This window comes from Nocardia takedensis NBRC 100417, assembly GCF_000308695.1.
In the GTDB taxonomy this organism is placed as follows: Bacteria; Actinomycetota; Actinomycetes; order Mycobacteriales; family Mycobacteriaceae; genus Nocardia; species Nocardia takedensis.
The window spans coordinates 1-11,381 of the sequence record NZ_BAGG01000229.1 but is presented as its reverse complement, the minus strand read 5'-3'; the positions used below and the strand labels follow the sequence as shown (position 1 = coordinate 11,381).

Here is an 11,381-nt window from a genome sequence, read left to right as displayed (position 1 = left end):
GCACGATGGCGGTATTCGGGCTCGGACCCGACACCGCTGCGGCACTGCTGATTTCGATCGGTGACAATCCCGACAGGCTCACCACCGAAGCCGCGTTCGCTCGCCTGTGTGGTGTCGCGCCGATCCCGGCGTCCTCGGGCAAGACCACCCGCCACCGACTTCACCGCGGCGGCGACCGCCAGGCCAACCAAGCACTACACACCGCTGTCGTCGTTCGACTGCGCTATCACGAGAACACCAAAACCTACGCCGCACGCCGCAAACACGACGGCAAGACCACCCCCGAAATCCTGCGCTGCCTCAAACGCTACCTCGCGCGAGAAGTGTTCCGCGCCCTCCGCGCCGACTACCAGGCGATGACCACTTGACATCTATAGGAGCGTCCTTCGCGATCTCCCGCATCGCGTCTTTCTCCAACTCCGCATCCGCCAACAACCGCTTCAACCGGGCGTTCTGCTCCCGCAGCTCTCTGAGCTCTTTCGCCGCGTCGGTGTCGACACCGCCGTACTGACGGCGCCAGTTATACAACGTCGCCGCCGATATCCCCAGGTCAGCAGCGATCTCCTCACCCGAAGCACCCGCGGCGGCGAGTTCATCGGCACGGCGCAGCTTCCGCACGATCTCCTCCGCGGAATGCCGCTTCCTTCCTGCCATATCCCTCAGTGTCCCTTCTCAGCCCTCACCAGGCCAAACAGGACTCTAAAACCAAGTGGACTCATTCACCGGGAACAGGCCAACGGTCACATGTCTCGTCGGTGCTGGCGTCGATGGGGAAGCCAGGTGAAGATCCGCGGAGTTCGCGGCGCCCGGACGCCGTGTCCGGTCGGGCGCGAGCAAGTCGGGGGCCGTTGCGTGCTCAGAGCCACCCGGTATGTGCCAGGTGCGGCGGTGATGATCATCCATCCGTCGGTCTCGGCGAACTCGCGGATCTGTTGGACCAGAGTTTGTCCTTGCGCGTCACGGTCGGTGAGGGCGATGTACTCGGCGAAGTCGAACTCGCCGAGCGCCGTCGAGCCGTGATCGCCGGTACCGGGACCGTAGCCGCAGGCGTAGACGACCACGGGGACGTCGATTCCGGCGACCTGACGAGGCAGCCCATTGCTGAACAGATAGGTGCCTTCGTCTTTGGCCCAGATCAACGAGGGCTCCGGCGGAGCAGCCGAAGACTCGAACAGTGACCGAGAATGATGTCCGGCCGCCATGGCATGTTCGGCGACGACCAGCACATCCGACAACGGAAACCATAGATCGATCGATCGCACGGCAGCGGTCCTTTCTCGGTTGTCAGACAACCGACACGGTGCGACACCGGGCGCTTGCCGGACTCGCGCAAGCGACGCGGGATCGAACTTACAGACAGCGGAGGAGAATTCCGGCGATACTCGCCGTGAGCGTGTGGTCGAACTGACGCTAGGACCAGGGTGGAGTTCCGTCCCGAGCGATCACCCCAAACGCGTCGCCGTGAAGGACACGAAAGGGCGTGCGTGGAAGCGATGTCGCCGCCCTTCCTGCCGAACACATCGACCACGGTCTCCCCTCCGACCAGAGACCGCAGTGCCCCAGAATCATCCCGGCCGATCAGGTCGGAGCGTGAGCGCGGTTGCGCCTCAACGCGTCCGGTTGGTGAACGGGATTTCGATGCTGATCGTCGTTCGCAGTTCCTCGAGATAGAGCAGCGCGGCGCGCCTCAGGAACTCATCGAACAGCCAGTAGGTCTCCTTGGCCAGCGGGACGACAGGCAGCAATCCCTCGCGCACGGCCACGAAAGGGCCCCAGCTGAACTCGAGCAGAGGGCTCCACACCGGCTCGCGCGCGATGCGCAGCGAGTCACCGACGGCATCGCCCAACAAGAATCGGGTGAATGCTCCCAAAATGGGTTTACTGAGCACGGTCAGGTCGAGTTGAGCGCCCAGACTCAGCAATTTGTCGGCCAGATCAATGCCTTCCGGAGTGGGCGCGATGACCGGGTCGAGCACCTCCACGGCCTGGGTATTGGCCTGCGCCCACGAGTTGGGAATGTACTCGTCGCGGATGCCGAGCATGTGCGCGGCCAGCTGCCAGGAATGCAGAAAGGCCGCGGACTCGTTGTCCGGGATCGGCACCTTCCAGGCGGTGAGATGTTTCATCACAGTGGTCGGGAGGCTGTGCCAGGTGACCATCATGTCGTTCTGGCTGATCGGGATACCCTCCTGGGCGACCTGTGACCAGTGCGGGGACTGCGGCAGCAGATGGCGCACGGCGGCGTGCACCAGCCGGGTCTTGACACAGGTGACGATCATCTCGCCGTCGGGCGCATAGGCGTTGGCCGTACCGATGTCGTAACCGAGTTTCGCGGTGCGCGAAATGCGGCGCTTGAGATCCGCACCTCCCCGCGAGTAATAGACCGCGCGAGCCTCCTTCGGAATGACCGTGCTCATCATGCCGCTGGCGAACCCGTAGAGCACCCCCAGATACAAACCTCGCTTGGCGTTGAACTCGATCGCTGTTGTCAGTTGAGCGGGATCGGCCCACGGCGGCAATCGGCGTGCGTGCTCCATGAAGTCGCGCAACTCGGTCGGCAACCCCTCGGGCAGCGGTTGACCGTTGCGCGTCCAGCTCCGCAGCAGCGCGTTGACACGAGCCACATCGCGTGTTTCGAGAACCTCGGCCACGATCGGATCCGCCTCCTCATCCCACACCGTCATGGGATCCACACCGTCACCGTCACCGGCCACCGATCCTTGTGGAGACCATGTCCACGGCTGAGCCCGCGCAGGCACCGCCAGCCCGACCGCTCCGACCACTCCCAACGAACCACCGACCTTGAGAGCGGACCGCCTGCTGATCTGGTCCATGCTTCAACAACTCCTTTAAGCGGGCAACCCACGAGAACACGATTGATGAGCCGCCAAACTGACTCCGCGACAGCGCTGCGCACGGCGAGAACGGGGATGAACTTAGCAAGACTTGCGCACACTTGCCGAACTCGCGCGTGGCACTCGGCATCGTCTCGGCCATTCTAGCTGGTCAGTCGACCAGAAGTCTTTCGTCCTGCCTGCCCGGCACGGCATCGCGTGCTCGCCGTACCCGAGCTCTCGCGCTGCCCCCGGGGTGCGGCTCCGGATCGCTCCAGATGTCTGCTCGGCCGGCCTGCCACTCATCCGGCCTGCGCGACGGCCGCGTTCGCTGCGAGGGATCCCCCACCGTCGCGCCGGCTGGCGATGTCGAGCAGCCATCCACTGAACCGGTCGATATTCAGCGAGATCGACACCGGAGAACGGCGGTCGCCGATGCCTGCAATCAGCCGGCCGTAGTCACCGACAACAAACGCCGTGCGACGGAACTCGACGAAGTCGCATCCCAGGGCGGTCGTGGCGGCAATGGTGTCAGTCAGGTGGTTAGCGGTCGGCGCACTGATGTGCCACCACTGTTCGAGATGGGCCAGCATGAGCCGTCCCCACGGGTGCGGCGACTCCACGAATGCACGGTGCATCGGGCCACCCGAATCGAGACCCGGTAGAGCAGAGCAGGTCTCAGCCAATACAAGCCGCATGTTCGCGACGGTCAGAAGTACTGATCGGGCGGCGGCGCCGTCGGTGCGGAACCTGGCTTCGGGGTGGTCGGTAAAACTGCCTCCGCCCTGCTGGATCTCAAGCGATGATCTCAGTCGCAATGGTCTGACGGCGACCTGGTCGAGAGCGAGCAGATGCGCCAAGACGGTCAACGGCGCGGCGTTGAAGAACCGTACCGTTTCACCAGGGTGGTCCCGGTACACCTGGGCGACCGCGTCGTAAGCACCGCAGTGATCCCGCCCACCGACTTCGATGTCGCCCGGTGTCAGACCTCTCGCCGCCCAGTGGCGACTCGTCGGCGGCCGATAGCGCCCCGAGTCTCGACATCTTCCTGGAACGACGCGAACATCGCTGCGGCCCAATAGATCCAACAGATGAGCAGCGAAACGTGCGCGGCGATGGTCGAAACTTTCCTCGGCGGTGATCACCAGCGTCAGAGCGGGCTCGGTCAGCGCGATCACCGCCAACGCCAGCGCGGCGTCGGGATCACCGCCGACGATGGTCGTGACGATCAACGGCCGGGATCGGGTAGGCGATGGCATGGTCCTCGATTCGTTGCGGCAGAAGGTAGAACGGGCAGTTCACGCTGGGCGATGACCGACTCACACACAGAAGTGCAGGGCAGGTAGCCACGGTTACCCGAGAAGAACGCACGGTCCTTGGACGCCTGCAATTGCCCCGGGGCGAAGTGGTTTGTTGAGTTCGACTGTACGACTCGGGGCTAGGAATAACCGGCAACTCGAATCGATGCTGCGTGGCAGTGGACCATGGGAGAATCCAGGTAACTTCTCTATCACGAACGGTGCGATGGGGAACTACTGCGCGGGATGTCCGCGCAAATTCGACATGGATCGGCAATACACTGTCAAGAACTGGACAACGTCGTCGACCAACGTGTCGGCGTCGCAGGAGATGGAGCGGTTGATCCAGGAATCCAATATCCGCCCGAGCCCTCCAACCATCAACTCGGCGACGAAAGGCACCGAGCTGTGCACATCGTCCGGCGTTACCTCGCAAATGTATTTTGCCAGAAGGTCGACGAATAGCTGAATCGATTGATGGCGCTTATTGAGCAGAACAGGATTGGATCGATTGGCGGCACTGAACAGCAGTCGCCCCAAGCGAACATCGGCCTCGATCGCACGTACAATGCGGCTTATGCCTGCGCGCAGCTTCTCATCTCGGGGTGCGGCCTCGACCGCTCTACGAGCAGAGGAAACCATCCCCTCGACTGCCCAATCGTAGACTTCGGCAGCGAATTCATCTTTTTCCGCGAAACTTTCGTAGAAGTATCGCTGTGAGAGCCCGGCCTGATGGCACACGTTGCGTAAGGTGAGCCCACCGACACCGTCCTGGCCTCCGAGGATATCCAGGCCCACCTGAAGCAGGCGCTGACGTCTGTGGGCAACTCGCTCTGCTGCGGAAAGACCGTCGTATGAACGGCTTGTTATCGGCGTCACCACCCCAGCTTGACAGACTTCGGCGCGTAGTACACGGGCGTGCAGCCTCGTGGATGACGTTTTGATAGCCGTGCGCTGTTTCTCCCTGATCTTTCTTACACGCGACGGGTCGATCCGGTCGGGGACTTGCCGAGGATGTGCCAGTCCTCTCGAATTCGGAATAGCCCGTTTGCCCTGGTGGGAGCTGGACGAGGCACTGGATATCGTAGTTGTGGACATGCGATGTACCGCAGGGCGAATCTGGTCCGTAAAATCGTCGCGCCCGAGCACCACACCCGTCACACTGACGACTGTGCGCGAATTCATACTCCCAATCCTGAACTATTTTGTGGGCGTCGCCACGGAGTGTTCGCCGACACGCTGACCGGTTCGAGTGATTCGTCTGGATAGGCGACCTGAGCTGTGGGTCCCTCACGCCAATCGCGCCAGCTCAAGTCTATAGTTCCTCGGCTGATTCCTATCCCGCACTTTGTAGCTTTGCATGTTTCCTATCATCTTAATTTTTACGTAACATCGGGTGTGCGGGTGTTGGTTGCGACGTCCACCATGAGCTCCTCACCTGGCTCACCAAATTCGAACCCTAACGCATTAGGCTGGAGTGACATTCGGCCGAGAACATCATCATGTGGCTGTGGTCGACAGTGAGAGCCGCCGAGTGTTCTTGCGGCGTGTCGCAAACGGTGTGACGAGACCCCGGTGGTCGGTCCAGGTGATCTGGTTGCCGCTCGCCGGTCCGCTGTTACGAGACCGGGCATCGGATACCCAACACGGCACACGCGTCTATCTCGAAGCATCCCCGGCAACCGTAGCTCGGGTTAGTGCTGCCCTCGCGATGTCGCCGTGAGAATTCCCAAGGCGACCAGGCCTCGACGGGCGATTCCGGTCTTTTCGAGCAGGCCGTGAGCTGGGGTGGCGCCCACGAGGGTGGCGATCGACTTCTGGTTGACGGCGAGTTCGCCGTCGAGTGCCACGACGCGGCCGGCCAGTCGCGTGACTTCGGCCCGAGCGGTCGCCTGGGCCAGTGGCTCTTCTCTGGCTCGCCGGCGGGAGATCTCGAGTGTCTGCTTGCTCGGCAGTGGACAGCGAGCGTCGATGCCGAGGTCGATCGCGCGCATCAGCGCGTTGACGGTCGCGGTGCGTTCACCGGTCATGTGATCTCGAGCAGTCACAAGCACACGCAGCGCGGCTCGTTCCCCCTCGCCGGAGCGGGGGTGTCGTAGCTGGTGTTCCTCCAGCGGCAGTGCGGCTTCGGCGATGCGACGAGCATCGAGTGAATCCGACTTCCCGACTCCGCGATGGGCCCGGGCGTTCATCTGAGGCGCCTCGATGACCTGGTAGCCGGACTCGGCCACGGTGGCGGCGAGTTGAGCGCCGTAGGTGGCCACGCCCTCGACGACTGCGGCATGCTGGTCACCACCAGCAGCAGGGTGGAACTCACCGGGAAGACCCCGACACACCCGCGGTCGGCTTCGAAGACGGCGGCCTGGAGCCGACCCCGGGTGACCAGTCCGACGAAATGGTCACCGATCCCGGCCGCGGCCATCGCGGACCCGCGCATCGCGACCGTGTCCTCACCGGAGGAACCGCCCGCCTCGTCGTTCGCGGCGACAACCAGGCCGTCACGACTGGTCAGCACCGCGTGCTCGACATCCTCGATCTCGCGGCAGGCCCGTTGCAGCACGCGGCCGACGGCCTGCGGGTCGCCGAGCAAAACCTCACGCCGATTCGCCGTATTCACAGGCTGATCGCCTGTTCGACCCGCCGTAACTGGTGTCGGGCCAGCGCCAGGTTGCCGCGCTCCTTGTCCAGGGCCAAGTACAGGAACAGTTTCTCGTCGACGCCGCGCACCAGCGGCATGATGATGTGGTACTGCGCGCCCAGGGTGACCAGGATGTCCTGCACCTCGTCGTCGAGTTGCAGTGCCTCGATGGCGCGCAGTTTCGCGCGCAGCACCTCGCTGTTGAGCGCGCCCGCCATCTCCAGGTCGAACAGGGAATGTCCGCCCTGTTTGGCCAGCAGCATCCCGCTGCGCATATCGACCAGCGCGATGCCGATCGCACCGTCCACGCTCATTCCGTCGCGCAGCGCGTCGTCAAGCTTCATCTGTTCCGAACTCCTGAACCCCTTCGGCGGCAACGGTACGTGCATCGGGGTGTGATGGCGATTCGGCATGAGAGTTGTTCGAGGCTGGCTCGACGTGCTCGCCTCGGGGGGGCACGTGCCGGTGTCGGTCCGTGGGATCGGTGGGAGAAGGCGGCCCTGCATGGACAGGCTCAAGGCGATCGCGCTGGTCGTGGCCGGATTGTTCGCCATCGGGGCGGGCGTGTTCGGGGTGAACTACGAGGTCACCGACGTCGACGAGGTGATGTGCGGCGAACAGGTCATGCGACCGGGACACCGCTGCGCCGACAACAGCAGCGACGCGCATTTCGGTGCCGGCCGCGGCTACGAGGCGATGCGCCGCGACCAGATCGCCAACAAGAACAGCTTCTACAACGTCGTCGGCATCGCCGCGGTGGTGGCCGGACTGGTGATGATCGGTATCGGCGGTTACCGCCTCCGACCCCGCGCGAGCACGGCGGGCGGCGCGAATCATCCTCCCGCGCAACCACCGTGGAACCCGCCACCTGCGCCGGGGCCCGGTTCCCCGCCGAACGCCGCCGGGTCGGGGCAGGGCGAACGCGGCCGCGACGCCTTGGTCCGAGTCGTCCTCGATTTCGTGTGCGAGGGGATTGCCGGTGTCGTCGTTCGGTCACAAGGCGAGAATGTTGTTCGGCCATCGGGTGCAGGGCTATCCCACGGTGATGCTCGCCCACCTGGACTACGCGCGGTCGACTCACGGTGAGGACGTCTACGTCTTGTCACCGATCGCGGTGCCTCGACCGGCGTCGGGAACGGCGCGGGCGGGCGCCTACTGCACGCTGTGCGCCCAGCAGGTGCCCGTCACGGTCGGCGACATCGCCTCCACCCGCCGCACGGTCCTGGCGTGGCGTGCACTCGCATGGGTCAGCATCGTCGTCTTCGTCGTATTCGCCGCGTGGATGCTGAACACCATGTTGTTCGTCGACGGCGCCGACACCGGTTTCGGATGGTTCCTCGTGTACCTGCCGCTGTGTCTGATCATGCTGTTCAGCCTGGACAAGCTCGCCAAATCCGACGGTGTCCGCCTGCTGGACACCGACAATCACGAATTACGCGCTGATCCCGCACCACGACAATGACTTACGGAAATCACGCGGTGACGGACGGCCTCGAGCAGGTTCGGGGCTGCCGCTCGGCGCCGGAACCACGGACACGCCGGGGCCGACGGGCTGTCCGAGCCCGGCGGCCGACGGTGCGAGGCGGGAAGTGGGCGACTGGCAGGTGGCCGTTCAGCTGGGGCGATCGCGATCGACGCCACAGTGAGATCGAATCCGCCGAAAACAGACCCCGCGGGTAGGTTACCGTGGCGAGGGGTCGCCCGGACTGTCGTGACAACCGGACGAAGGCGGTACGTCGTCGCCGCGGTAGTGTGTGTCGGGTGACGAGGTCCGCGCTCTTTCGGCGAACCCGCCTGTGGACGTGTTCGCCGGAAGCCCGACCGTCGACGGCGGCCGATGCACACCCATCAGTGGACGTGCCCGAGCCCGGCGTCGCAGGAGCACGGGAGGCCGAAGGAGTCAGCAGCGCTCCGGTCGGTCTCCGCCGCGCCGCACACCCCCGGACGGGACGAAGGCGGTGTCGGCGCTGGTGGTCGAGGACGATCGGGCCATTGCCGAGATGAACGAGATCGTTCTGTGCGGTCAAGGGCTGGCGGTGCACTGGTTTGGGTTGGTCGAGGAAGCAGTGCCGACGGCGAGTCGGTGCTGGCGTGGTGGATCTACGACTGCCTGATCGCGCAGGCGTGGAGGTGTGCGGTGACCTGCGCATTCACGGTGCGAGCGTGATCGTCACGATGTGGGCGGCGCGCGATCCCGAGCGGATCGCCGACACGGAGACTGTGGGGGCGTACGAGCATCTGGTCGAACCGTTCACGATGCAACAGTTGGTGAACGCGTGAGCGCGCACCTGCCCGCAGGTCCGTTGCCCGGGGTCGTGCGAGCTCCCGCTCGCCCGCCGCTTCCAATGCTGCCGGCATCGGAGGCCGCGCAGCGACGCTGAACCCGCCACGGAGCGGGCGCGACGTGTGCCACGCCTCGCCGCCGTGCAGGTCTCGGTGTGCCCAGCGGTTCTGCTGGTGAGCCTGGCGTGCCTCATCGACACTGGCTTCCGCGTGCGCCACTCAAGCGTCGCCGCTACGACACCGGTACCTGCGCAGCTATTCCGTCCATCGAAACGGCCGTTCCGGATAGTTACCCTCGCCGAGGTTTTCCGTATCTGTCAGTTAGATGCCGACTCCTTCGATGATCCGGGTTCGGTCGGGTGGATCGGACGAGTTCAGCGTGGACGCGAGTCCCCGGTCATCGACAGGATGAACCGATATCGCCGAACCGGGTGAAGGCAAATGACGACAGGCACCCACTCCCACTCCGGAACCTACTCGGCATGGGGTTTGCCCATACCGTGCGTGGACCGGTGGGAACTGAAGTCGCCTCGGGGTCAACGGCGCGAAACGCATCGCCCCCGGCGCGGCCACTGCGGCCCCCTCGTGACCCAGGAACGATACTAAGGGCGCGCGCGGTTTGGGCCGCGACCGGTAATGACCCATGCACTGGTCGCGGGAACCCTGGACACCTGCGGACCCGTGCGGCCGGGTCCGCCCTCGCGCAAACTCAGCGGAAGACATGTGGAAGATTCGCGAAAGTGGCTGAGGTGCAGGTCCGAAGGACTTGAAGAGGGAGAAGAAGAACAGGGTCAAGTCCAAATGCGTGGGTGCTCCTATTGATGTCAAGCATCGCGACGTTGCTCGATTTGAACGAGCAGGACGGTGGCGCGGTGCTCAAGTTCGGGGTCAGCGCGGGTGCCCGATCTCCAGTCGTCGAAGCCGCTGGTAAGGAACTGAGAGAGTGGCGGCAAGGGCGCTGATCGGAATGCCGATGCGCTGGCGTCGATCTCGCAGTTGTCGACCTGCCGGATTGTCAGTTGCCGGGTTGAGGAGCGCGGAGTAGATCTCGTTGGCGATGTGACGCTTCAGGCAGCGGACGATGTCGCGGTCGGTGAGTCCTTCAGCCCGGCGGCGCGTTATGTATGCGACGGTACGAGCCTCTCGATGTCGCTTGCGCAGCAACACGATCCAGCGGAGGGCTGCGTTGGCGTGTCGGTTGCCGCCGCGCGAGAGTCGGTGTCGGGTGCGTTGGCCTGATGAGGCCGGGACCGGGGCGGCGCCGTCAACGCCGCGAATGATGATTTCGACTTGAGCCGGTCGGGGTTGTCGCCGGCGGTGATCAACAGCGTGGCTGCGGCGACCGGCCCGACCCCGTTGAGTGAACACAGCGTGGGATTGATGCGTCGGGCGAGCTGGTCGAGTTGTTGCTCGATTATGTCGATCTCGTCCTGAAGCGCCAGACAGCGCAGTGCGAGCCATTTGAGGTTTTGCCGGGCTACCAGTTCTGGATCGAGCGTGCCGACCGTTCCTGGTCGACTGCGCGCGAGCGTGGCCAAGAGCTGAGCGCCCCCGAGCGCCCGATAGCCGTTCCGGACCTGGTCGGGGGCTGTTGTCAGCAGAGAGTGGATCTGGTTGATCGCTTGGGCTTTTGCTTTCACCGCCGATCGTCGTTCACCGATCAGTATGCGCAGCGACTCGACTGGACCGTCGCCCGATTTCGGGACAATAGTGTCGGTGTCGGCCAGCGTGGCTATCGCTGCTCGATGAGCGTCGATCGGGTCGGATTTGCCGTGGAGTCTTCTGGCTTGTCGGTTGGGTCTGATGATTTCGACCACGGTGAAACCGGTTTGCGCCAGCTTTCTGGCGATGCCGGCTCCGTAGGATCCTGTCCCCTCGACGCCGACACGATCGAGGTTGCCGTGCGATCGGAGGAAGTCGATAGCCTGCTCGTAGCCAACGGTGGTGGTCGTGAACTCTCGGTCTTCGACCGCGCGCCCCAGGTGATCGACTATCGCGATGTGGTGGGCGTGTTTGTGGGTGTCGATTCCGGCGACCAATGCTCCAGGCGGCACCAGGTTCGGCATTCCGGCGACTGCGCTACCGCGCATACGATTCCCTCCGTCGATGAACGTTGTCACCGCGGCCGGGCGAGGCAGAGGTGGTTTCCAGCGGTCATCGCAACGATGAGAACGGGCCGGAGGCTAGCAGGGCGTCGAAGACATCGGCCGGTGCGCGGTCGCCGAGTACCACTCTGGGGCGGTGGTTGAGCTCGTGTTCGACGCGTGCCAATTGGGATCGGCTGTAGCGCGCGAGGTCGGTTCCCTTCGGGAAGTACTGACGTAACAG

Annotated in this window: 12 protein-coding genes and 1 pseudogene; 3 read left to right on the top strand and 10 right to left on the bottom strand. The window is 64.2% G+C overall.

What is annotated here, in order from left to right:
• A partial coding sequence (locus ON30_RS28725; protein WP_040711981.1) for a transposase occupies positions 1 to 368 on the top strand: 368 nt, incomplete at its 5' end.
• Here the strand turns inward: ON30_RS28725 and ON30_RS38585 are convergent.
• The 8 genes from ON30_RS38585 to ON30_RS28690 all read right to left on the bottom strand — a co-directional run bounded on the left by ON30_RS38585 (position 301) and on the right by ON30_RS28690 (position 7,114).
• A complete protein-coding gene (locus tag ON30_RS38585; RefSeq protein ID WP_085999425.1) occupies positions 301 to 654 on the bottom strand; it encodes a transposase in 354 nt (117 codons plus the stop codon). The two genes, ON30_RS28725 and ON30_RS38585, sit on opposite strands and share 68 nt — an antisense overlap.
• 86 nt (positions 655 to 740) lie before the next feature.
• Positions 741 to 1,262, bottom strand: a complete 522-nt coding sequence (locus tag ON30_RS28720) for a DUF3085 domain-containing protein (protein WP_040712335.1) — start codon at positions 1,260 to 1,262, stop codon at positions 741 to 743.
• 345 nt (positions 1,263 to 1,607) lie between these two features.
• Entirely contained in the window at positions 1,608 to 2,834 is a 1,227-nt protein-coding gene (locus tag ON30_RS28715; protein WP_040712332.1) for an oxygenase MpaB family protein, read from the bottom strand.
• 302 nt (positions 2,835 to 3,136) lie between these two features.
• Positions 3,137 to 4,066: a hypothetical protein gene (locus ON30_RS39555; RefSeq protein WP_157183895.1), complete on the bottom strand. Its 930-nt coding sequence runs from the start codon at positions 4,064 to 4,066 to the stop codon at positions 3,137 to 3,139.
• A gap of 300 nt (positions 4,067 to 4,366) precedes the next feature.
• Positions 4,367 to 4,930, bottom strand: a complete 564-nt coding sequence (locus tag ON30_RS39550) for a TetR/AcrR family transcriptional regulator (RefSeq protein WP_157183894.1) — start codon at positions 4,928 to 4,930, stop codon at positions 4,367 to 4,369.
• A gap of 896 nt (positions 4,931 to 5,826) precedes the next feature.
• A complete protein-coding gene (locus ON30_RS37965) occupies positions 5,827 to 6,396 on the bottom strand; it encodes an IS110 family transposase (protein WP_157183893.1) in 570 nt (189 codons plus the stop codon).
• On the bottom strand, positions 6,321 to 6,749 hold the full coding sequence (locus ON30_RS39545) for a roadblock/LC7 domain-containing protein (protein ID WP_051030097.1): 429 nt from the start codon (positions 6,747 to 6,749) through the stop codon (positions 6,321 to 6,323). The genes ON30_RS37965 and ON30_RS39545 overlap by 76 nt, the downstream gene beginning before the upstream one ends.
• The gene (locus tag ON30_RS28690; RefSeq protein WP_040707480.1) at positions 6,746 to 7,114 is read right to left on the bottom strand and encodes a roadblock/LC7 domain-containing protein; all 369 of its coding nucleotides are present in this window, start codon (positions 7,112 to 7,114) and stop codon (positions 6,746 to 6,748) included. Before ON30_RS28690 ends, ON30_RS39545 begins: the two co-directional genes overlap by 4 nt.
• Before the next feature lie 160 nt (positions 7,115 to 7,274).
• Between ON30_RS28690 and ON30_RS28685 the strand changes: the two genes are divergently transcribed.
• Positions 7,275 to 7,856, top strand: coding sequence for a hypothetical protein (locus ON30_RS28685; RefSeq protein WP_040712321.1), 582 nt, complete (start codon positions 7,275 to 7,277; stop codon positions 7,854 to 7,856).
• Positions 7,816 to 8,232, top strand: a complete 417-nt coding sequence (locus ON30_RS28680; RefSeq protein ID WP_040712317.1) for a hypothetical protein — start codon at positions 7,816 to 7,818, stop codon at positions 8,230 to 8,232. Before ON30_RS28685 ends, ON30_RS28680 begins: the two co-directional genes overlap by 41 nt.
• Before the next feature lie 1,939 nt (positions 8,233 to 10,171).
• Here ON30_RS28680 and ON30_RS28675 read toward each other — a convergent pair.
• A complete protein-coding gene (locus ON30_RS28675) occupies positions 10,172 to 11,119 on the bottom strand; it encodes an IS110 family transposase (protein ID WP_063719961.1) in 948 nt (315 codons plus the stop codon).
• 88 nt (positions 11,120 to 11,207) lie between these two features.
• Positions 11,208 to 11,381: pseudogene (locus ON30_RS41415) on the bottom strand (IS30 family transposase); the annotation flags it as partial.

Excerpts from the sequence above, each read along its gene's own strand:
- ON30_RS38585 (WP_085999425.1), bottom strand. The coding sequence starts at position 654 with ATGGCAGGAAGGAAGCGGCATTCCGCGGAGGAGATCGTGCGGAAGCTG.
- ON30_RS28715 (WP_040712332.1), bottom strand. The coding sequence starts at position 2,834 with ATGGACCAGATCAGCAGGCGGTCCGCTCTCAAGGTCGGTGGTTCGTTG.
- ON30_RS28690 (WP_040707480.1), bottom strand. The coding sequence starts at position 7,114 with ATGAAGCTTGACGACGCGCTGCGCGACGGAATGAGCGTGGACGGTGCG.
- ON30_RS28685 (WP_040712321.1), top strand. The coding sequence starts at position 7,275 with ATGGACAGGCTCAAGGCGATCGCGCTGGTCGTGGCCGGATTGTTCGCC.
- ON30_RS28680 (WP_040712317.1), top strand. The coding sequence starts at position 7,816 with ATGCTCGCCCACCTGGACTACGCGCGGTCGACTCACGGTGAGGACGTC.
- ON30_RS28675 (WP_063719961.1), bottom strand. The coding sequence starts at position 11,119 with ATGCCGAACCTGGTGCCGCCTGGAGCATTGGTCGCCGGAATCGACACC.